This window comes from Nonomuraea sp. NPDC050790 (genome assembly GCF_044456745.1).
Taxonomy (GTDB): Bacteria; Actinomycetota; Actinomycetes; order Streptosporangiales; family Streptosporangiaceae; genus Nonomuraea.
The window spans coordinates 587,463-607,856 of the sequence record NZ_JBITGF010000004.1; the positions used below are offsets into that span (position 1 = coordinate 587,463).

General features: G+C 74.0%; 18 protein-coding genes and 1 tRNA gene. 6 read left to right on the forward strand and 13 right to left on the reverse strand.

Features of this window, described 5'->3' with window-relative positions; genetic code table 11:
- Positions 1–18: 18 nt before the first annotated feature.
- The 3 genes from ACIBEJ_RS23065 to ACIBEJ_RS23075 all read left to right on the forward strand — a co-directional run bounded on the left by ACIBEJ_RS23065 (position 19) and on the right by ACIBEJ_RS23075 (position 2,032).
- Positions 19–174 (forward strand): hypothetical protein, encoded by a 156-nt coding sequence (locus ACIBEJ_RS23065; RefSeq protein WP_397184836.1) that lies wholly within the window; start codon positions 19–21, stop codon positions 172–174.
- Positions 175–281: 107 nt separating this feature from the next.
- On the forward strand, positions 282–1,559 hold the full coding sequence (locus tag ACIBEJ_RS23070; protein WP_397184837.1) for an amylo-alpha-1,6-glucosidase: 1,278 nt from the start codon (positions 282–284) through the stop codon (positions 1,557–1,559).
- Complete coding sequence (locus ACIBEJ_RS23075; RefSeq protein WP_397184838.1) at positions 1,556–2,032, forward strand: hypothetical protein; 477 nt, start codon at positions 1,556–1,558, stop codon at positions 2,030–2,032. The genes ACIBEJ_RS23070 and ACIBEJ_RS23075 overlap by 4 nt, the downstream gene beginning before the upstream one ends.
- A gap of 19 nt (positions 2,033–2,051) precedes the next feature.
- On the opposite strand, the gene ACIBEJ_RS23080 is transcribed toward ACIBEJ_RS23075, so the two are convergent.
- Positions 2,052–2,819: an alpha/beta fold hydrolase gene (locus tag ACIBEJ_RS23080; protein WP_397184839.1), complete on the reverse strand. Its 768-nt coding sequence runs from the start codon at positions 2,817–2,819 to the stop codon at positions 2,052–2,054.
- A 98-nt stretch (positions 2,820–2,917) separates the two neighbouring features.
- Here ACIBEJ_RS23080 and ACIBEJ_RS23085 point away from each other — a divergent pair, with 98 nt between their 5' ends.
- Positions 2,918–3,508 carry a TetR/AcrR family transcriptional regulator gene (locus tag ACIBEJ_RS23085; RefSeq protein WP_397184840.1) on the forward strand — a complete coding sequence of 197 codons (591 nt, stop codon included), beginning with the start codon at positions 2,918–2,920 and terminating at the stop codon, positions 3,506–3,508.
- 27 nt (positions 3,509–3,535) lie between these two features.
- Here the strand turns inward: ACIBEJ_RS23085 and ACIBEJ_RS23090 are convergent, their stop codons facing one another.
- Complete coding sequence (locus ACIBEJ_RS23090) at positions 3,536–3,817, reverse strand: YtxH domain-containing protein (protein ID WP_397184841.1); 282 nt, start codon at positions 3,815–3,817, stop codon at positions 3,536–3,538.
- Between the two features lie 137 nt (positions 3,818–3,954).
- Between ACIBEJ_RS23090 and ACIBEJ_RS23095 the strand changes: the two genes are divergently transcribed.
- A tRNA-Asn gene (locus ACIBEJ_RS23095) sits at positions 3,955–4,027 on the forward strand.
- Positions 4,028–4,387: 360 nt separating this feature from the next.
- Here the strand turns inward: ACIBEJ_RS23095 and bla are convergent.
- From bla to galK, 4 genes are all read right to left on the reverse strand, one after another.
- On the reverse strand, positions 4,388–5,287 hold the full coding sequence (gene bla, locus ACIBEJ_RS23100; protein ID WP_397184842.1) for a class A beta-lactamase: 900 nt from the start codon (positions 5,285–5,287) through the stop codon (positions 4,388–4,390).
- Positions 5,288–5,372: 85 nt separating this feature from the next.
- A complete protein-coding gene (locus tag ACIBEJ_RS23105; RefSeq protein ID WP_397184843.1) occupies positions 5,373–6,146 on the reverse strand; it encodes an enoyl-CoA hydratase-related protein in 774 nt (257 codons plus the stop codon).
- Between the two features lie 38 nt (positions 6,147–6,184).
- The gene (locus ACIBEJ_RS23110) at positions 6,185–7,318 is read right to left on the reverse strand and encodes a nitric oxide synthase oxygenase (protein WP_397184844.1); all 1,134 of its coding nucleotides are present in this window, start codon (positions 7,316–7,318) and stop codon (positions 6,185–6,187) included.
- A 191-nt stretch (positions 7,319–7,509) separates the two neighbouring features.
- Positions 7,510–8,622: a galactokinase gene (gene galK / locus ACIBEJ_RS23115; RefSeq protein ID WP_397184845.1), complete on the reverse strand. Its 1,113-nt coding sequence runs from the start codon at positions 8,620–8,622 to the stop codon at positions 7,510–7,512.
- 43 nt (positions 8,623–8,665) lie between these two features.
- On the opposite strand from galK, the gene ACIBEJ_RS23120 reads away from it, so the two are divergent.
- Positions 8,666–9,445 (forward strand): 1-aminocyclopropane-1-carboxylate deaminase/D-cysteine desulfhydrase, encoded by a 780-nt coding sequence (locus ACIBEJ_RS23120; protein WP_397184846.1) that lies wholly within the window; start codon positions 8,666–8,668, stop codon positions 9,443–9,445.
- A 12-nt stretch (positions 9,446–9,457) separates the two neighbouring features.
- On the opposite strand, the gene ACIBEJ_RS23125 is transcribed toward ACIBEJ_RS23120, so the two are convergent.
- From ACIBEJ_RS23125 to ACIBEJ_RS23155, 7 genes are all read right to left on the reverse strand, one after another.
- Positions 9,458–11,110, reverse strand: a complete 1,653-nt coding sequence (locus tag ACIBEJ_RS23125; protein WP_397184847.1) for a sensor histidine kinase — start codon at positions 11,108–11,110, stop codon at positions 9,458–9,460.
- Positions 11,107–12,525: a BTAD domain-containing putative transcriptional regulator gene (locus tag ACIBEJ_RS23130; RefSeq protein WP_397184848.1), complete on the reverse strand. Its 1,419-nt coding sequence runs from the start codon at positions 12,523–12,525 to the stop codon at positions 11,107–11,109. Before ACIBEJ_RS23130 ends, ACIBEJ_RS23125 begins: the two co-directional genes overlap by 4 nt.
- Positions 12,526–12,556: 31 nt before the next feature.
- Positions 12,557–13,687 (reverse strand): sensor histidine kinase, encoded by a 1,131-nt coding sequence (locus ACIBEJ_RS23135; protein ID WP_397184849.1) that lies wholly within the window; start codon positions 13,685–13,687, stop codon positions 12,557–12,559.
- Between the two features lie 67 nt (positions 13,688–13,754).
- Complete coding sequence (locus ACIBEJ_RS23140) at positions 13,755–14,762, reverse strand: radical SAM protein (RefSeq protein ID WP_397184850.1); 1,008 nt, start codon at positions 14,760–14,762, stop codon at positions 13,755–13,757.
- Positions 14,759–15,898, reverse strand: a complete 1,140-nt coding sequence (locus ACIBEJ_RS23145) for a cytochrome P450 (RefSeq protein WP_397184851.1) — start codon at positions 15,896–15,898, stop codon at positions 14,759–14,761. Before ACIBEJ_RS23145 ends, ACIBEJ_RS23140 begins: the two co-directional genes overlap by 4 nt.
- A 167-nt stretch (positions 15,899–16,065) precedes the next feature.
- The gene (gene lanKC, locus ACIBEJ_RS23150; RefSeq protein WP_397184852.1) at positions 16,066–18,579 is read right to left on the reverse strand and encodes a class III lanthionine synthetase LanKC; all 2,514 of its coding nucleotides are present in this window, start codon (positions 18,577–18,579) and stop codon (positions 16,066–16,068) included.
- A 10-nt stretch (positions 18,580–18,589) separates the two neighbouring features.
- Entirely contained in the window at positions 18,590–20,104 is a 1,515-nt protein-coding gene (locus ACIBEJ_RS23155) for a cytochrome P450 (protein ID WP_397184853.1), read from the reverse strand.
- Between the last annotated feature and the right edge of the window lie 290 nt (positions 20,105–20,394).

The following is a 20,394-nucleotide window of genomic DNA, read 5'->3' on the forward strand; positions in this document are numbered from 1 at the left end:
GCGCATACGGTCGAGGGCATGGGACGAATTCTTCTGATCATCGCCGCGCTCGTCGCGGCCTTCCTTCTGCTCGGCCCGCTCGTCGGTCTCGTGTTCACGCTGATCAAGTGGGCCCTGATCATCGGCGCGGTCGCGCTCGGCGTGGTTCTGGTGAAGAAGGTGCTCACCGACTGAGGCCGCGGGGGTGGCGGACATCACTGTCCGCCTGATGGCGAAAGCCGTACGAGATCCTCAGGTTTTTGGGGGTTTGGGTTTTGACGTGGGGCGCGCATAGTGGGTTGATGGAAGCGCGGCCCGCGGTCGATGACGCCGCGCTCGGGCGCGAGGCCATGGCCGTGCTCGAGGCGAACTGGACGGGGACCGCGACCGTGCCCGCGCCCGGCCTCTACCCCCACCAGTGGAGCTGGGACTCCGCCTTCGTCGCGATCGGGCTGGCCCGCCACCGCCCGCAACGCGCCCACGCCGAGCTCACCGGGCTGCTGGCCGGGCAGTGGTCCACCGGCATGGTGCCGCACATCGTCTTCCACACCCCCGAGGCGTACTTCCCCGGGCCGTCCGTCTGGCGCTCCCAGGACCACGCCGCGGCGCCCGGCGGCGTGCTCACCTCCGGCCTCACCGCGCCGCCCCTGCACGCGCTCGCCGCCTGGTGGATCTGGCGGCACGGCGGCGACGCCGCCTTCGCCCGCCACCTGTACCCGAAGCTCGCCGCCCAGCACGCCTACCTGGCCGCCGCCCGCGACCTCGGCGGCTCGGGACTCGCCGCGATCATCCATCCGTGGGAGTCCGGCATGGACGACAGCCCGTCCTGGGACGAGCCGCTCGCCGCCCTCCCCGAGATCCGGTACGGCTACCGCAACGTCGAACTCGACGAGCGCCACCCCGACAGCGACCACGACCGCTACGTCTGGCTCGCCCTGCGCTACCGCAACGCCGGATACCGCCCCGAATACCTGCGCGACGAGCACCCCTTCGCCGTCGAGGACCCGCTGTTCAACGGCATCTGGCTGGCCTCCTGCCACGCTCTCGCCGAACTCGCCCGGGTCGCCGGCGCCGACCCCGCGCCCCACCGCGAGCAGGCGGAACGCATCAGGCGGGCGCTGCTCGACCGCCTCTGGGACGGCTGCTTCTACGCCCGCGACCTGCGCGCCGGCCGCCTCATCAGGGTCAGCACCATCGGCGCCTTCGGCCCCCTGCTCGACCCCGGGCTGCCCGCCGAACACGTGCGGGCGCTGATCGAGGTGCTGGAGTCGGCCAGGTTCATGGGCGCCACCGGCTACCCCGTGCCGAGCTGCGAGATCAGGGCCGCCCAGTTCGACCGCACCCGGTACTGGCGCGGTCCGTCCTGGGTCAACACCAACTGGCTGCTGCGTCGCGCCGCCGCCGTCCACTCCCTCGGCCAGCTCGCCCGCCAGCTCACCACGGGAACGCTCCGCCTGGTACGCCAGGCCGGGTTCCGCGAGTGCTTCGACCCCTTCGACGGCAGCGGGCGCGGGTGCAGGGACTTCTCCTGGAGTGCGGCGCTCACCCTCGACCTGCTGGCCGATAGCGTGGAGGAATGAGCCTTCTGCGCCGCCTGCCCGCCGACGTCCGCAAGTCCCTGGCCACCGAGCCGGGGGAGCGCGTGCTCGCCTTCGCCGCCTCCGGCGAGGGGTACGTGGTCGCCACCGATCTGGCCTTGTTCCTGCCGGGTGGGGTGCGCCTGCCGTACGAGACGATCGACAGGGCGGCGTGGAGCGAGGACGGCGTGCTGAACGTCGCCACCACCGCGGGCGAGCGCCATCAGGCGCCGGTGAGCGAGCCCCGCCGGCTGCCGGAGACGATCCGCGAGCGGGTGAACGCCACCATCGTGGTCAACAAGCACGTGCAACTGCCGGGGCGGGGTGGCGTGCGCCTGGTCGCCCGCCGGCCGCCGGGCGGCGAGGTCAAGGAATGGACGCTCGTGTTCGACGAGGGCCTCGACCCCCACGACCCGGGCCTGCGCGCCCAGGCCGAACAGGCCCTTGAGGGTGTACGGCGGAGCATGGGCGTCTAGACCTTCGCCGGCCGGCGGTCTAGACGTTCGCCAGGAAGGCGCGCACGGCGGCGGCGAACTCTTCCGGGGCGGCGGTGTACACGAGGTGGTCGGCCTCCACCTGGGCCGACGTCGTGCCGGGACGGCGCTCGACCATGGCGTTCACCTGCTCGGCCGGGATGACCCCCTTGCTCGCGTGGACCAGCAGGGCCGGGCAGTCGCTTTCGGTCCAGTCGGCCCAGTGGTCGCCGTGCACGTTCGCCTCCGACGCGTACATCTCCTTGGGGTGGAACGGCAGGCGCCAGGTGCCGTCGGGGTTCTCCCGCAGCCGGTCGGCGAAGTACGGCGCGGCCTGGCCCAGCCCCTCGACCAGTGCTTCGCGGGTGGGCGCGGAGTAGGGCAGGCCCAGCAGGAAGCCGAAGGGGTTCCCGCCGTCGAGCACCACCGGGCCCTCGGCGTTGACCAGCGCTGACACGCGACCGGGGTGGCGGGCGGCGAACTGGTAGGCGTTGATCGCCCCGAGCGAGTGGCCCAGCAGGACGACGCGGCCCAGGTTGAGGTGGTCCAGGAGGGCTTCCAGGTCGGCCAGGTAGCCCTCGCGCGAGTAGTCGGCGCCACGGTCGGACTCGCCCTGGCCGCGCTGGTCGGGGGCGATCACCCGCCACTCGGGGGCGAGCGCGGCGGCCAGGTGGGCGAAGGTGGCGCCTTCGGACAGGTGCCCGTGCAGGGCGACCAGCGGGCGGCCGGTGCCGCCGAAGTCGAGGTAGGACAGGCGGCGGCCGTCGATCGTCAGGTGGGCGCGCATCATTTCGTCACTCCTTGTGTGGGGTGGAGTAACGCTAGCCCGCGTTTGCGCATTTGCGCAAGACAAATGTCTTAGGCGTGCGATCCACTAGGCTGCACGCCATGGGAAACCGCGAAGACCTGCTCGCCGGGGCGCGCCGCTGCCTGGAGGAGAAGGGGTGGGGCCGCACCACGGTCCGCGACATCGCCACCGCCTCCGGCGTCAGCATGGCCGCCATCGGCTACCACTTCGGCTCGCGCGAGGCGCTGCTCACGGCCGCGCTCATCTCGGCGCTCGACGACTGGGGCACGCAGGTGGGCCGCACGCTGGGCGCCTTCGGCGCGGGCGACGCCACGCCCGCCGAGCGCTACGCGGCCATGTGGGATCGGGTGATCGAGTCCTTCGCGGAGCATCGCACCCTGTGGCTGGCCTCGATCGAGGCGCTGGTCCAGGCCGAGCACTCCGACGAACTGCGCCGGTATCTGGCCGGTGGGCAGGAGCAGGGCAGGCGGGGGCTGGCGGCCGTGCTCGACGGCTCTTCAGAACTCGACGGCTCTTCGGAAGAGGGGGCGGGTACGCTCGGCGCGGTTCACCTGGCCTTGCTGACCGGCGTGGTGACCCAGTGGCTGACCGACCCCGCCCAGGCGCCGACCGGGGCCGACGTGGTCACCGGGCTACGTCGGCTCTCCCGCATCGTGGACCCGGGCTCCTAGGGGGCAGGCGGGTGGCCCGCCCCCCGGTTAGTACGGAATCCCGGTCTCCTCCGGCTTGCGCTCCTCGTCGGGCCAGCCGGTGCCGGTGTCGTGGTGGTTGTACCGCGACAGGAACGGGACCCGATCGCCCACCTTGGCCTTGGTGACCGAGGCGGCCTTGGAGACCTGGGCCCCGAGCAGCCCCGCGGCCTCCTGGACCGTCGGACTGTCGGCCACCCGCTGGGCGGCCCGCTTGATCTGCTCGTAACGCTCACGACCGGCACGGCTGCCCAGCACATAGCCGACGGCCAGGCCGACCGCGAATGACATTCGATAACGCATCTTGCACCTCCGCTGTCTCCCGGCCTACCCCGCTATCGATGCGACACGCACTCCCGGAGTGCGCTAATCTATTCATGCGCCGGACGGACAGGCCCACAAGCCCTGCGGACCAGCGCAAAGTTCGATCCCGTGTAGCTCAACCGGCAGAGCAGCCGGCTGTTAACCGGCAGGTTATAGGTTCGAGTCCTATCGCGGGAGCGACCCAGAGGCCCCCTTCCACCACGGAAGGGGGCCTTCTGCATCCCCGGCCCCACGCCCCGCCGCCCCCACCCCCACACGCCCGGCCACCCCCACACGCCCGGCCACCGCCCCGCCCGGCCACCGCCCCGCCCGGCCACCGCCCCGCCCGGCCGATTTGGCGTCGGCGCGTCCGGCCCCCCGCCTGGCCGCCCGTGAGAGCGGGGGCGAGAGGTGGTTGGCGCGAGAACGGGACGGTCAGGAAGAGCGGTGGGTGGGAGGGTGGAACCTGGAGCGTGGCCCGGAGGGCGCGGAACCGGGGAAGGCCCGGGGTGTGGCGTGAGGGGGACCCGGAGTGTGGGCCGGGAGGCCACGGGGTGGTTAGAGGTGGCCTAGGGCTTTGGCCAGTTCGGTGGCGGTGGTGGCGATCACCTTGTTGTCGGGCTGGGTGCCGTTCACGTTGCGGTTGGTGAAGATGGAGATGATGATCGGGGTCTTGGAGCCGGGCGGCCAGGCGATCGCGATGTCGTTGGCCGTGCCGTGGTTGGAGGCGCCGCCCGTGCCGGTCTTGTCGCCGATGTCCCAGGTCTTGGGGAGTCCGGCTCTGATGCGCTCGTCGCCCGTGACCGCGCCGCGCATCCAGTCGATCAGGCGCTTCCTGTCGTCGGGGTGCAGGGCCTTGCCTGTGGTGATGGCCGTCAGGCTCTTCGCGGCGGCAGTGGGGGTCGTGGTGTCGAGGACCGAGCCTGGCTTCCATTCGGTCAGGTGGGGCTCGTAGCGGTCCAGGCGGCTGTCCCGGTCGCCCAGGGAACGGAAGAACTTGGTCAGGGCCGCCGGGCCGCCGATGTTGCGGAGCAGCATGTTGCCCGCGAACCCGTCGCTCTTGGTGACCGCCGCGCGGCAGAACTGGGCGGGGGTCATGCCGGTGTCGGTGTACTCGCGGGTCTCGGGGGAGTTGTCCAGCACCTCATCCGGCTTCCAGCGCTGCACGCGGTCCATCAGCCCGGGATCGGTGTCGCGGGCTTTGCGCAGTACGGCGGCGCAGGCGTACGCCTTGAACATGGAGTTGAAAGGGAACCGCTCCTTGGCCCGGTAACCGACGGTCTTGCCGGTGCCCAGGTCCATGGCCACCGCGCCGATGCGGCCGTTGTAGGACTTCTCCAGGGCGCGCAGCTTCTGGTCCAGGCTGGACGAAGTGGCCGACGCGGCGGAGGAGGTGGTGGCGATCAGGGTGGAGGCGGTGACGACGCCCGCGACGCTCAGCAAAGTCCGGAATCTCATAGCGGAGAGCAGAGCAGAGATCGGTCGCGGGCGTCCAATATTGATATGAACGGCGTGTCGATATAAATCCGGATATAGGTGGGGGCTACAGGGGCGGGAACGACGGGTTCCGGCGCTCCAGGAAGCTGGCCACTCCCTCGGCGAAGTCGGGGCGGCCGAACGAGGCGAGCATCTCCTGCACCGCGGTCCTGGCGGACGCCTCCAGCGTGACGTCCCAGTCGTTCCACACCTGGCGCTTGATGACCGCCATCGAGGCGGGCGAACTGTGCACGGCCAGCTCCCGCGCGTACGCCCGCGCCCCCTCCAGCAGGCCGGCGGCCGGGAGGACGCGGTTGACCAGCCCCATCTCGTACGCCTCGGCCCCGGTGAAGACGCGGCCCGACAGCAGCACGTCCATGGCCCGCTGCTGCCCCATGAGCCGGGGCAGCACCCATGACAGCCCGTACTCGGCGACCAGCCCGCGTCGAGGGAAGGCGGTGGTCCACTTGGCCTCGGCGGCGGTGAAGACCAGGTCGCAGACGAGCGCGTGGACCATGCCCAGCCCGGCGCAGGCGCCGTTCACCGCGGCGATGATCGGCTTGCGGATCGTGGTGGGGAAGGTGTTGGGGCGCGGGTCGGGGGTCTCGTCGTACTCGCCGGTCTGCAGCGCGGTCAGGGTCTGGAAGTCGGCGCCGGAGCAGAAGCCCTTGCCCGCCCCGGTCACGACGACGGCGCGTACCTCGGGGTCCTTCTCGGCCTGTTCGAGCAGGTCGAAGTAGCGGCGGCCGAGCGCGTCCGTCCAGGCGTTGAGGCGCTCGGGACGGTTGAACGTCAGCGTGAGCACGCCCTGGTCGAGCGCGGAGAGAACGAGTTCCGGCATGCCACAACCGAACCATGTTCTAGGGCGTGGGCGCAAGCTCAGTGGCGCGGGACGTAGGCGGGCGTCAGCACGCTCCGGTCGTAGTAGCGGTGGAAGACCGGCGTGGCCGCGCCGGAGATCGGCGGCACGATCCACGACCAGTCCGCCGGGCACACCCGCCCCGCCTTCTCCTCCCGCTCCAGGTGGGTGAGGAAGCGGCGCGACTCGGTGTGGTGGTCGGTCATCGTCACCCCCGCCCGGTCGAAGGAGTGCAGCACCGCCACGTTCAGCTCCACCAGCGCGTGGTCGCGCCACAGCGAGCGCTCGGTCGAGGTGTCCAGGCCGAGCCGCTCGGCCACCACGGGAAGCTGGTCGTAGCGGGTGGTGTCGGCGAGGTTGCGCGCGCCGATCTCCGCGCCCATGTACCAGCCGTTGAAGGGCGCGCACGGGTAGCAGATCCCGCCGATCTCCAGGCACATGTTCGAGATCGCCGGTACGGCATGCCACCGCAGCCCCAGCTCCGCGAACCACCGGTACTCCGGATGCTCGATCGGCACCTCCAGCACCGCGTCCCCGGGCAGATGGCACAGCAGCGGATCGCCGAACCCCGGCTGCACGACCAGTGGCAGCACGTCGAAGCGCCCCCGGCCGCCCCGCCAGCCCAGCCGCCTGGCCAGCGCGGTCAGCTCCGCGGAGCGCGGGTCGCCGACCACCGATCCGTCGCGGGCGCGGTGCCCGGCGTACCTGATGAGCTGGTCGTTGAGGACGCGCGGGCCGGGACGGGCGGGCGCGTCAGGGGCGAACACCGTGATCATGGGCCGGATCCTGCCGTCGCCGGTCGCCTGGCGTAGGTGTTCGACGCACTCCAGCGCCACGCCCTCGGCGCTGGAGATCGCGCGGCGGTCGCGGACCTTCAGGGAGCGCCAGTAGAGGCGGCCGATGCAGCGGTCGTTGTTGCGCCAGGCGACCTTGGCGCCGAACCGCAGTTCCTCGGGGGTGTGGGTGTAGGTGCCGTGGCGGGCCACGTCGGCGGCCACCTGGCGTAGGCGGGACAGCACGTCGCCCGAGCCGGGGTTCTCGGCGTGGAAGAGCCTGATGAAGCGCTCGGCCTCGCGGAGGTCGACCGTCCGCTCGATGATCGTGTGGAGGGAGACGGCGTCGAAGGGACGCAGGGACCTGATCCAGGTACGCACGCAGGAAACCAACGCATTCCACAACACGGATCGCCTGGCCGGTTCCGGGCCGCCCTGACGTCCTCGTGGCGGCGCCCTTTCCACACCGCCCCGTTTCCGCAGCAGTCACATCCTTAACCGACAGGCAGGCATTTGTCCCACAAAATCGAAAACTCGGTGATCTTATGGCTACAAAGAGTGATCGTGGGCCTCTACGTCAGCGCGTGGGCACCCTGAGCCGGAGTGGCGCGCAGGAAGCGGGGCTCGCGCCAGCCCTTCTCCGCGTAGGCCGCGCCGACCGAGCGCTGGACCTCCGCCACCCGCTCCGTGGCCGTCAGGGCGATCACCGAGCCGCCGAAGCCGCCGCCGGTCATGCGCGCGCCACGGGCGCCGCCCCGCAACGCGGCCTCCGCCGCCACGTCCAGCTCCGGTACGGTCACCTCGAACTGGTCGCGCAGCGACAGATGGGAGGCGTTGAGCAGCGCGCCGATCTCCGTCGGCCGGCCCGCCCGCAGGAGGCCGACGAGCGCCTCGACCCGGTGGTTCTCCGTCACGACGTGCATGGTCCGCTTGCGCTCGTCGCCCGAGAGCCGGTCCAGGGCGGCGGCCAGGTCGGTGACGTCGCGCAGCGCGGGCACGCCGAGCGCGCGGGCGGCCGACTCGCACTCGGCCCTGCGCTTGGCGTACTCCCCGTCGGCCAGCTCGTGGTGGACGCGGGTGTCGATGATGAGGATCTCCAGGCCGTCGGCGGCCAGGTCGAGCGGGACGTTGCGGGAGGCGAGCGAGCGGCAGTCGAGGAAGAGCGCGTGGCCCTCCTTCGACAGCGCCGACGCCGCCTGGTCCATGATCCCGCAGGGCATGCCGACGAAGTCGTTCTCCGCCTTCTGGCCGATCAGGGCGATCTCCATGGGGGTCAGGCCCAGGCCGTACACCTCGTTGACGGCGGAGCCGACCGAGACCTCCAGCGCCGCGCTGGAGCTGAGCCCCGCGCCCTTCGGCACGTCGCCGTCCACCGCGATGTCGGCGCCGCGCACCCGGTCGCCGAGGATGGCCAGCACCCCGGCGGCGTACCGCTCCCAGCCCTGGGTGTCCTCCAGCCGCGCGCGGGTGACCGGGCCGCCCTCGGCCTGGAGCGACAGCAGGCGCACGACGCCGTCCGCGCGCGGGCTGACCGCGGCCGTCACGCCCCACGGCACCGCGAAGGGCAGCACGAAGCCGTCGTTGTAGTCGGTGTGCTCACCGATCAGGTTGACCCGGCCGGGCGCGCGCCAGACCGCCTGGGGGTCGGCGCCGAACGCCGCACGGAAAGCTTCAGTAACCCGCATAATCCAACACTCCTCAACAACGGCCCGTCCGTAGACTAGCGGCATGCGGACGCTGGCAGATCCGTCGCTGGGCTCGGTACGGGTCATGCTGATGGCCGACGACAACAAACCGCGCAAGCTGAAGTACAACCTCGGCCACCCGCGCATCCTCACCTTCGGCGGCGCCTACTCCAACCACATCCGCGCCGTGGCCACCGCCGGGCGCGAGCGCGGCATCGAGACGATCGGGATCATCCGCGGCGAGGAGCACCTGCCGCTCAACCCCTGCCTGGCCCACGCGGTCGCGTGCGGCATGCGCCTCGGCTACCTCGACCGGGCCGCCTACCGGCTCAAGCACACGCCGGCCGTACAGGAGATGTTGCGCGCGCGGTGGGGCGAGGTGGCGATCCTGCCCGAGGGCGGCAGCAACGCCGCGGCGGTACGCGGCTGCGCCGAACTGCCGGGCGAGATCGCCGAGCCGTACGACGTGATCTGCTGCGCGGTCGGCACCGGCGGCACGCTCGCCGGCATCTCCGCGGGCCTGCCCGAGGGGCGGCGGGCCATCGGCTTCCCGATCCTCAAGGGCGGCGCCTTCCTGGCCGGCGAGGTGGAACGCCTGCAGCACGAGGCCTACGGCCGCGTCCGGCGCAACTGGCGCCTGGAGACCGGCTACCACTTCGGCGGCTACGCCAGGACCACCCCCGAACTCGACGCCTTCGCCGCCCGCCACGACGTCGAGAAGATCTACGTGGCCAAGATGCTCTACGGCGTCCTCGACCTGGCACGGCAGGGCGCCTTCGCCCCCGGCGCCCGGATCGTCGCCCTCGTCACCGCCGGGCCGTGACACCAGGGGCGCTCAGCTCCGCTCGGTCAGCCCGTGCAGAAGCGCGCGCACCCGCATGGCCGCGTCGTGCACGCCGGTGCCCACGTCGCCGAGCAGCCGGTCGGCCGCCGAGGGCGAACTGCGCAGGCTCGTGCCCGCCTCCCGCAGCGAGCGGTGGGCGCCTTCGAGCGCCCGGCCGAGTTCGGCGCGCAGCCCGTCGCGCAGCCGCCGCCGCTCCTCCTCCCGCGCCGCCGCCAGCCGTTCGCGCGAGCGCCGCAGGTCCTCGCGCATCCGCACGGCGTGGGCGCAGTCGGCCAGGTACGGCGCCGCCGCCCACAGCAGCTCCTCGGTGTAGCCGGCCGTGAACTGCCTGGCCCCCGGCGGGCCGATGACCAGTGTGCCGACCGGCTCGCCGTACCAGACCAGCGGCAGTTCCCTGCCCGCCGCCCGGAGCCGCCCGGCCGTGCCACCGGTGTCCAGGCCGCCGGTGTCGGGGCCGCCGGTGTCGCGGCCGCCGGTGTCGGGGTCGCCGACCATGATCGGCTCGCCCACCGCCACCGTCGCGCCCCGGCGGATGCGGACGGCCAGGCCGCGCACCGCGAGACCGTCGGCCGTCACCCGCAACGCCGCGCGCAGAGCCTGGTCCGGGTCGGCGCCGCGGACCTCGGCGGCCAGGCGTCTGGCCAGGCGCTGCGGGTCGCCGTGGGGGCCGTAGATCGCGTGGTCGACCAGGCGGCGCAGCCGTACCCGCAGAGGCTGGAAGGCGGCCCCGGCCAGGAGCGCGGCGGCCAGCCCGAAGAGCTGGCCGCGGCCCGAGACCACGAGGCTGGCCATGCCGGACGCGGCCAGGTAGGCCCCGCTGACCACGCCCGCCACCCCCGCGCCGACCAGCGCCTTGCCGAGCAGCACCTCGATGCCGAACAACCGGTGGCGCAGCACCGAGACGACGATCGCGATCGGCACGAGCGCGGTCGCGACCAGGCACGGCGCCCAGAACGCCGGCCCGGCCAGCAGGCAGACGACATACAGCGCGAAGGCCCCGAGCGGCCAGGCGAGCTGGCGGCGCAGCGCGGCGTCGGCCCCCCGCGCCCGCAGCGCCAGCGAGAACAGCCCGGCCACGACCACCGCCAGCGTGCCGATCTCGGTGGCCGCACGCAGCAGGCCGTCGACCGGCGCCAGCGCCTCGATCGCCAGCGGGTTGGGTATGGCCGCGGGCCAGTGCCGCGCCGCCGGCGTCGGCCGCACCACCGCCCGCACACACTCCAGCGCCGTCACCAGCACCGCGAAGGCCACCACAGGACGCCAGCGCGGCGAGGGCAGCCGGCCGTCGGGCGAGTACGCGGGCAGCAGCCCGGCCAGAAGCATGCCGCCCACCACGCGGCCGACGGCGGCCGGATAGCGCAGCAGCGCCGCCAGTTCGAGGTCACCGGCGGCGGCCGCGGTGAGCATGCCCGTCTCCGCGCCGACCCGCACCGCGCACGCCAGCCCGCCCGCGCACATCAGCCGCGCCAGCAGGTGACCGGGACGGCGGCGCAGCAGGAACGCCGCCAGCGCGGGGAAGGCCAGCCCGGCCGCGTGGTCGGGCAGCAGCGGCACGTCGGGCGACCACGCGGCGGGCAGCAGCGCCCGCAGCACCAGCGCCGCGACCGTCAGCGCCGCCGCCGCGACGGCCGGCCATCGGTTCACCGGCCCCCCGGCGTGACCAGGCCGGACTCGTAGGCGAGCACGACGAGCTGGGCGCGGTCGCGCAGGCCCAGCCTGGCCAGCAGGTCGCCGACCAGCGCGCCGGCGTCGGCGACGTCCATCACCTGGCCGATCTGCCGGTCGCTCAGCCCCCGCGCGACCAGGCGCAGCACGGTCAGCAGCGCGGGCGGCAGCCCGTCGAGCCCGTCGGTCTCCGGCCCCGCGGTCTCGGCGAAGGTGGCGATGAGCCGGGTGGTGACCGCGGGGTCGATGAGCGCGTTACCGTCGGCCGCCGCGCGCACGGCGGCCACGAGCTGCTCGGGCGGCGAGGTCTTCAGGATGAACCCGCTCACCCCGGCCCGCAGCGCGGCGTAGAGGTTCTCGTCGCTGCCGAACGTGGTCAGCATGATCACCTTGGGCGGTCGCGGACCGGCCAGGATGCGGCGGGCGGAGGCCAGGCCGTCCATACGCGGCATCTGGATGTCGAGCAGCACCACGTCCGGCCGGAGCGCCCGCACCGCCGCCACCGCCTCCTCGCCGTCGGCGGCCTCGCCGGCGAAGCGCACGTCCGGCTCGGCGTCCAGCACGACGCGCAGCCCCGCCCGCACGAGCGCCTGGTCGTCGGCGACCAGCACCCGCGGCGCCGGACGCTCGGGCGCGCGCCGCTGCTCGGGCAGCCACGGGCGCGCGGCCGGGCGCTGGGCGATGAAGTCGGCCTCCAGCCCGCGCAGCGCCGCCGACAGGTCCAGGCCCAGCTCCTCCCGCCACGAGGCCCTGGCCCTGCGCAGCGCGCCGAGCGCGTCGCCGAGCCGGCCGCAGGAGTAGAGCGCGCTGGCCAGCAGCCGCCAGGACTCCTCGCGCAGGGGGTGGGCGCGCGCGTGCGCCTCCAGGTCGGGTACGAGCGCGGCGCCCATCCCCAGCCCGATCCCCGCGTCGGCGTGCCGCTCCACGGCCACCAGGCGCAGCTCCTCCAGCCGGGCCGCCTCGGTGGCCGCCCATGGCAGGTTGGCCAGCTCGGCCAGCGCCGGTCCGCGCCACAGGGCCAGCGCCGCCTCCATCGACGTCCAGACCTGGCGGGGCTCGCCGGCGGCTCGGCGTACCTCGGACTCGAAGCGCCAGGCGTCCACCTGCTCGGCGCCGGCCCGCAGGGCGTAGCCGGGCGCGGCGTTGACCAGCACCGTGGCCTCCTGGCGCGGCGGCCGGTCGGGTTCCAGGGCGCGGCGCAGCCGGGAGACGTACCCCTGGATGCTGGCCAGCGGCTGCGCGGGCGGGCTGCCCGGCCAGATCTCGTCCACGAGCACGCTCGCGGGTACGGCCCGCCCCCGCGCCACCAGCAGCCGGGCGAGGACCGCGAGCTGGCGCAGTCCGCCCAGGTCGAGGGCGGTGCCGTCGCGGTGGGCCTGGAACGGTCCAAGCATCTGGAAGCTCAGCCGGGTGGACGTGGGAACCTCACAGGGGTAGATCGACTTCGACAACCGTCCCGCCTCCCTCCGCGTGCCGGATCACGCAGCAGCCGCCGAGCTCGGCGGCACGCTCGCGCATGGACCGCAGACCGATGCCGGCCGGCGGCTCGGCGGGCAGCCCGCGACCGTCGTCGCGGACCCGCACTCGCAGCCGGTCCTGGCATCGCTCCAGTGCGACGGTGACCGAGGTCGCCGCCGCGTGCCGATGCGCGTTCGTCACCGCCTCCTGGACGATGCGGTAGACCGCCAGCTCCACCGCGGGCGGCAGCCCTTCCAGGTCACCGCCCCCCGAGGAGAGCGGGGAACCGACGAGCGTTTCGATCGCCCTGAGGAGGCCGAGCTCGGCGAGCTGGGTCGGGGGCGCGCCGTCCACCAGCCTGCCGACCTCAATAGTCACCTCCTCCATCGCGGAGAGCAACCGAGTAAAGAAGGCTTCGGCCTGTTCCGGGGCGGTTCTGGCGGCCACGCGGGCCGCGTGGATGGACATCGCCAGCCCGCTGAGCGACTGGCCGAGCCCGTCGTGCAGGTCCCGGCCGAGCCGCCGGCGCTCCTGGGCGCGCAGGGCCGAGGCGCGTTCGTGCTCGCGCTGGAGCGTTCCGGCCAGCCGTACGGCATGCGCGGCGTCGGCCAGCGCGGGCAGGAGCGCGGCCAGCACCCGCGCGGTGACCCGGCCGTGCGCGCCCCGCCCGGTGCAGGGGCCGAGCAGCAGCCGGCCGACCGGTTCGCCGTGCCGGTCCAGGGGCAGGGCGGTGGCGGTGGCGGGCAGCGTGCCGCTCCGCACGAGGCGGCCGTCGACCTCGACGGCGGCCCCGGTCACCGGCAGCGCGGCGCACAGCAGCGCGAGGATCGCGCGCAGCCCCGAGTGCGGGTCGCCCTGCTGCAGGCGCTGCCTGGCGGTGGCGGCCAGCGCGCGCACGTCGGCCGTCCTGCCGTCCAGCAGCCGGTCGGCCAGACGCCGCGCCAGCCGGTAGGCGGGCTGGAAGAGCGCGCCGGCGAGCAGCGCGGCCCCGAGACCCGCCCACCGGCCGGCGACGCAGGCCGCCGCCACCGCCGCGAGCATGACGGCGAGCGTGGCGGCGCCGACCGCCACGCTGCGAGCCCGGTACGTTCTCCCCATCTCTTCCGGGGAGGTTAATCGCGGCCTGCCAACGCCGGATCAACGTCCGCTCAACGCGGAACCCGCCTCACAGGCGCGCGAACGCCGGGCGCCGGTCGATGCGCGCGCGGTCGGCGTCGGAGGCGAAGTGGTAGTCGATGCGCCGGGTGGCCTCGGCCCACTCCCGCACGGTCCGCACCGGGGTCAGCGCGGCGACCACGAACGGGTCGTGCCACCGCTCGACCGAGCGCCGCCACAGCTCGGCGGGGGAGTCGGTCAGCAGGTTACCGACGGTGCCCTCGTAGGCCGGCATCGCCCGTACCGCGCCGTCGGGCTCGATCTGCAGCGCGGGGAAGAACCGGCCCTCGCGGACCCGGTCCGGGTGCATCTGCAGGGCGAGGTTGTCGGTGGCGGTGACGCGCACGCCCGGCGGGACCAGCGCGCGCAGCCGCTCGCCGAAGGCGGGCTCGCCCATCGCCGCCATCTGCTCGTCCGTCAGCAGCTCGCGCTCGGCGAATCCGGTACGGCTGGCCAGCCCCTCCGGCACCACCGCCCCGAACGAGACGAACCCGAGCCCGGGAAAGCGCGGCACCAGCTCCGTGCACACCCGCTCGATCTGCCCGAAGTTCCCCCGCACCACGACGTAGTCGATGCCGAAGACGGGCCCCGCGCCCTCCAGCATGGCCAGCGCCCGCAGCGCCCGGTCGAAGGAGCCGCGCCGGCCGCGCACGCGGTCGTGCACCTCCGCCGTGGCCCCGTCCACGCTGACGCTGACCCGGAAGAACGCGCGGGCCAGGTCGCGGACCATCTCGGGCCGCAGCGTCCAGCCGCCGGTGAACAGCGCCACCTGGATGCCCGCCGCCGTCATCCGCCCGGTGACCTCGAACAGCTCCTTCACCAGCAGCGGCTCGCCGCCGGCGATCGAGATCCCGTAGGGGCGCATGGCCACGATGGCGTCGGCCATGCGCAGCAGGTCGTCGCGGCGGAGCTGGCGGCTGGGCCGCCGGCCGGACTCCGAGTAGCAGTGCACGCAGCGCAGCGGGCAGGCGTAGGTGATGTCCCAGATGATCTCCAGGGGACGGTCGGGGATGGTCACGTCGGGTCTCCCGGATCGAGGACGACGAGCAGCTTCCTGGTGCCCGCCCGGGTGGGGGCGGGGCCCTGGTCGGCGGCGAGCCGCATGCGCGGGAAGCGCCGGGCGAGCGTGCCGATCGCGACCCTGGCCTCCGCCCTGGCCAGGGCGGCGCCCAGGCAGTGGCGGTGGCCGAGGCCGAAGGAGAGGTGCGGGTTGGCCGGACGGCCGGGGGCGAAGGCGTCGGGGTCGGGGAAGCGGTCGGGGTCGCGGTTGGCCGCCGCCAGCACGCAGTGGACGCCGCCGCCCTCCGGCAGCTCCACGCCGCCGATCTCCATGCTCTCCTTGACGTACCTGGAGGACAGGGCGGTCGGGGTGATGAGCCTGAGCAGCTCCTCCACGGTCGCGTCGAGGTTCGCGCGGGCCTCGGCCAGGCCCCGGCGACTCAGGAGGATCTCCACGCCCTCGGTCAGCAGGCGGGTGACCGGGCGGTGGCCGGCGACGAGCAGCAGCCGTACCGCGGACAGGACGTCGCGCGGGTCGGCGCCGGCGGCCATCGCGCTGACGAGGTCGTCGCGCGGCTCGGCGCCGCGCAAGGCGATCAGCTCCCTGAGGTAGCCGGCCATGGCCACGCCCGCGCTCTCGGTGACCACGGTGCCGACGCCGGCCTCGGCGACCCAGCCGAAGACGTAGTCGCGCAGGTGGTGGCGGCCTTCCGGAGGGACGCCCAGCAGCTCGCACAGCACCGCCACGGGGAACGGCCGGGAGAAGGCGGCGATGAGGTCGGCGGGCTCGCCGGTCGGCATCGCGTCGAGGAGGAGGTCGGCCTCGTGCTGGACGCGCGGCAGCAGCCCGGCCACGCGGCGCGGGGTGAGCTGCCGGGAGATCATCCGGCGCAGCCTGGCGTGCTGCTCGCCCGGCAGGAAGAACAGGTCCTCCTCGTCGGCGAGTTCCTTCTCCGGTCCGCGCGCCTGGGGCGCGTCGCCGCGCAGCCGGGGGTCGACCAGCGCCTTGGCGGCGGCCTCGTGGCTGGTCAGGATCCAGCCCTGCTCCCTGCCGCCCATGTTGACGTGGTGGACCTGACCGGCCTCGCGCATCCGGCGCAGCGCGTCCATGTCGCGCAGCGTCTCGACGCCGACCAGGGGCAGACTACTTTCCATGCGAAAGACCCTTTCCTGGGCGGGTGCCGGGGACCGCGGCCCGATCCCCGGCACCGGCGCCGGTCAGCAGGTGCCTGCGTACGACGTGACGTGGCTGTAGCACGGGTGTGCCGTGAGAGCCTTGGGGGCGTTGAGCGCCTGGAGCTCGAGGACGAATGCCATTTCCTTCACCTCCTTCCTGCGCCGTCGACCGCGGGTACCCGAAGGTCGACGGCGGGGATGATCGACGCGTTCCGGTCGAACGCGACGCCTAGGGCGGCCAGTACGCCGGCGGTGCCCGTGGCCAGATCCATGGACAGGCGCAGCAACTGGTTTCCCGGGAAGGCCAGGTGGCCCCGGTAGGACAGGGCGTGCCAGCCGAGCCGGCGCACGTGGTCGTGGACCACCTGCCGGTCCTCGGGGTGGCCGAGGTGGTGGAGGGCGGCGATGGTGCCGGCCCTGCCCATGAACAGGAACGGGTGCCTGACGAACGGCGCGCGGCACGACCTGCGCGCCCCGGCGATCACCTCGGCGAAGCCGGGCTCCTCCCGCCTGGAGAGGTACTGGGCCAGGACCAGGGCGAGGCCGCTGCCGCCGGTGCCGAGGTAGGCGTGGTAGCGGTGGTCCTCAAGAAGCTGGAAGCCGCCGTCCGGCAGGACCTGCCCGCGCTCGACGGCCCGGCGCAGGGCGTCCAGCGCCAGGTCGAGGTGGCGTTCCGCGCCGGTGGCGGCGTGCAGGCGCAGGAAGAGGTGGGCGATCCCGGCCAGGCCGTGCTGGAGCCCGCCGCGTTCGCAGCCGCGGGCCGCGGCGGCCACTCGCTCGCCCACCGCCTCGGCCGCCTCGACCTGCCCGAAGTGCAGCAGGCTCAGTCCCACCCCGGCCAGCCCGCCGTGGAGCCCGGGGATTACGCAGTCCGCCTCGGCCGCTCTGGCGCGGGCCAGCGTCCGCGCGGCCTCCTCGCGGCGGCCCAGCTCGTCCAGCACCACGGCCACGCCGTGCAGCCCGTCGAGCAGCCCGGCCCGCGCCGGCGCCGCCCGGGTGGCGGTCACCAGCCAGTCCAGGTGCTCCTCCGGCACGGGCCCGCCCGTGTGATGAAGCGCCCAGAGCACCCCGGCGGCGCCGTGGGCCACGGTGTGCCCGCCCGTGTCGAACTGGCGCGGGTCGCCCGGGTAGAGCCGGTCCCGCCGCTCCGGGGAGGCGGAGGCCAGGATCCCGGCCGTGATCGAGTCGCTGATCTCCGGCCAGGACGGGTCGTCGAACATCCCGGCCCGCTCGTCCGCCCCCGCGCCCAGCCCGAACCCCCTGAGCATCCGGGGCCCGAACCCCGGCGGCACCGGGAAGTGCTCGGTGATCACGCCGGTCAGGCTGGACAGCTTCACCCGGTCGCGGTCCTGCAGCGGCGAGATCGGCAGGAACACCCACTGGCGCAGGCAGTTCAGCACGTACTGGTCGGCCTCCCGCCCGCTCATCCCCGCCGGCGCGGCGAAGCCGGGCGCCGCCAGCCCCGGCCGGTGCGGGTCGGCCAGGTCGCAGGCGATCTCGAAGTCGACCAGCGCCACCCGCCCGTCGGGCCGCACGATCACGTTGCCCGGGTGCAGGTCGGTGAAGCGCACTCCCCGGGAGTGCACGGCCATGAGCGCGTGGTCGACCTTGGCCAGCACGTCGATCGCCCACCGCGTGTATGCGGCCAGGTCCCCGGGCGCCGGATCGGGCCCGGCCAGCGGGTAGCGGTCGAAGACCTCCTCCATCAGGGTCTTGCCCTCGACGTACTCCTCGACCATGAAGTGGTGCTCCCAGATCACCAGGTGGTCCAGGACGCGGGGCACGCAGTCGAGGCCCTCCAGCCGCCTCAGCACCTCGCGCTCGCGCGTCAGCCGGGCGACCGCGTCGGCGCCGTCGCGGTCGAGCCCGGCGTGCGGGCGCGCCTCCGACAGCACCACGTACCCGCCGGACTGCCTGTCGCGGGCCAGGTACACGCCGCCGCCGTTGGAGAAGTGCAGCGGGCGCTCGATCAGGTAGGGGAAGGACTCCGCGCCGCCCTGGCCGCGCCGTTCCAGCGACGCGCGCAGCACCTCCGGCACCCGCACCCACGCGGGCACGGTGAAGGCCGGGCTGCGGTCGTCGGGCACCAGCTCGCCGTCCGGCGCGCGCACCGCGTAGACGGTCTCGCCGTCCGCGCCGGTCAAGGTCATCGGGCGGAACGCGCCGTAGCGCACGTAGACGGGGGCCTCGCCGTAGCGCAGATCGGTCAGCACGTACGGCCCGGCGTACCCGCGCAGCAGTTCCTCCAGCTCGGGCAGCAGGCGGCTCAGCTCGTCCTCGCCGGCCGGGTAGAGGGTGAGCAGCTTGCCGCTGCTGCCGCGCTCGGCGTACTTGCCGTTGAGCAGCCGGACCGCGGCGGCGCCGCGCAGGAACTTCACCGCCACCCCGCGCTGCAGGCAGTGGTCCACGACGAGGTCGCACACGCGCTCCGCGTCGGCCGGCGTGGCGGAGACGTGGATCTTCCACCCCTGCTCGGGCAGCTCGGCGGCGGGCGGGCGCAGCACGACCCACAGCTCCCGCTCGCTGCGCAGCCACCCGCCGGGCAGGTCGCGGCGCGCGGCGGCGAAGCGGCCCCGCTCGTCGGAGACGCGCCACGGCGGCTCGAAGAACAGCGGGTCCGCCTGGCAGTAGGCGAGCAACTGGGGGATGGTCGCGTCCATGGGCGGGCTCCTAGCGCGGGCTGAGGACGACGGGGAGTTCGAGCAGGTAGCGCACGCGGTTCTGCCGGTAGTGCAGGTCGCGGGCGTCGTGTGTGAGGTCGAGGCCGGGGAAGCGGCCGGCCAGCGTCTCCAGGGCGACCCGCGCCTGCATCCTGGCCAGGGCCGCGCCCAGGCAGAAGTGGTGGCCGTGCCCGAAGGCCAGGTGCGGGTTACGGGCGCGGCCGACGTCCAGCGTGTCGGGGTCGGCGAAGAAGGCGGGATCGCGGTTGGCGGCCACCAGGGAGGCGGCCACGAGGTCGCCGGGCGGGATCGCCCGCCCGCCCACCTCGGCCGGGCACGACACCGTCCTGGCCAGGCCGACGGGGAACGGCGTGACGTAGCGCAGCAGCTCCTCGACCGCGCTCTCGACCAGCGCGGGCTCGGCGACCAGCCGCTTCCACTGCTCACGCTCGCGCAGCAGCGCGGCCAGGCCGTTGGCCAGCAGCGTCGTCGGCGCGCGGTGCCCGCCGACCATCAGCAGGCGGGCGGCGGCCACGAGGTCGTCCTCGGACAGCTCCTCGCCCTCGGCCTGCGCCACCCAGCTCAGCAGGTCGTCGCGGGGCCGCGCGCGCCGGTCGGCGATCAGCGCGCGCAGGCGCTCGTCGATGTCGGCGTGGGCCACGGGCGGCACCGTGTTCATCCGCACCAGCAGCCAGTCGGCGATGTCGTCGCGGTCCTGTTCGGCGATGCCGAGCAGGTCGCACAGGACGATGATCGGCAGCGGGCGGGCGAAGGCGCGTACCAGGTCCACGGGCTCGTGCTCGGGCAGCGCGGCCAGCAGGCGCTCGCACGCCGCCCGCACGCGCGGGCGCAGCCTGTCCATCCTGCGCGGCGTCAGGTGCGGGCCGACCAGCGCGCGCAGCCTGGCGTGCTCGTCGCCGGCGATCGTGATCAGGTCCTGCTCGCCGCGGTGCTCCAGCTCGCCCTGCGGGCGGAAGCCGGCCGTGATCTCCAGTTCACCGGCCAGCGCCGGATCCGCGAGGGCGGCGGTGCTCGCGGCGTGGCCGGTGAGGATCCACGAGGTCGACACCCCGGGGGCGTTGACCCGGTGGACCGGACCCAGCACGCGCAGTTGCCGGATCACGTCGGGGTCGTTGAGCAGGACCGGGGTCAGCGCGGGCAGCCGGACCGGGCAGCCGGGCTCACCGCCGGGGTCCAGGGCGGCCAGGAAGGAGCTCACGCTCCTCGGGTCGTCCTCGGCCAGGACCAGGGCCGGGCAGCACAGGCCGGACGGGTCGAGGTGCTCGGGGGCGCCCACGGCGACGACGGCCGCCGCGCGCTCCGGGTGATGGTCGGCGAAATCCAGGACGGGTGCGGCGGCGGGGCCGTAGCCTAGGAGGACCGCGCGGGAGGGGCTCGCGGGTGCGGCCAGGAAGTCCGCGACCGCCCGCGGCCAGTCGCCGTCCGGCGCCTCGGCCACGCTGACCCGCCACCCCTCGCGCACCGGCGGCGCCCCCGCGCCGAACACCACCAGGGTCCCCGTCATCACCGCTCCCTCCGCCTTCCGACCTGACAGACCGAGGATGAACGGCCGCACTTGGATCGCCCTGGGAGACGGCTGCAAAACCCGCCCGGGACGGTGTTCGCGCAGGTCAGCGTGTACGGCAGCGCCCCGACGCGCCGTGCGCCGTCCCGGAGGGCGGAACACGCGGCCACCTCCCGCCCCGCCCGGAGGCGGAGAACCCGCAGGTCAAAGGCCCGACGAAGGCCCTCCCAGAGGTCGTCAAGCCACTTCCAAGTCCGCCTTTCTACGCTGGTCACCGGCGTCGGACGTGA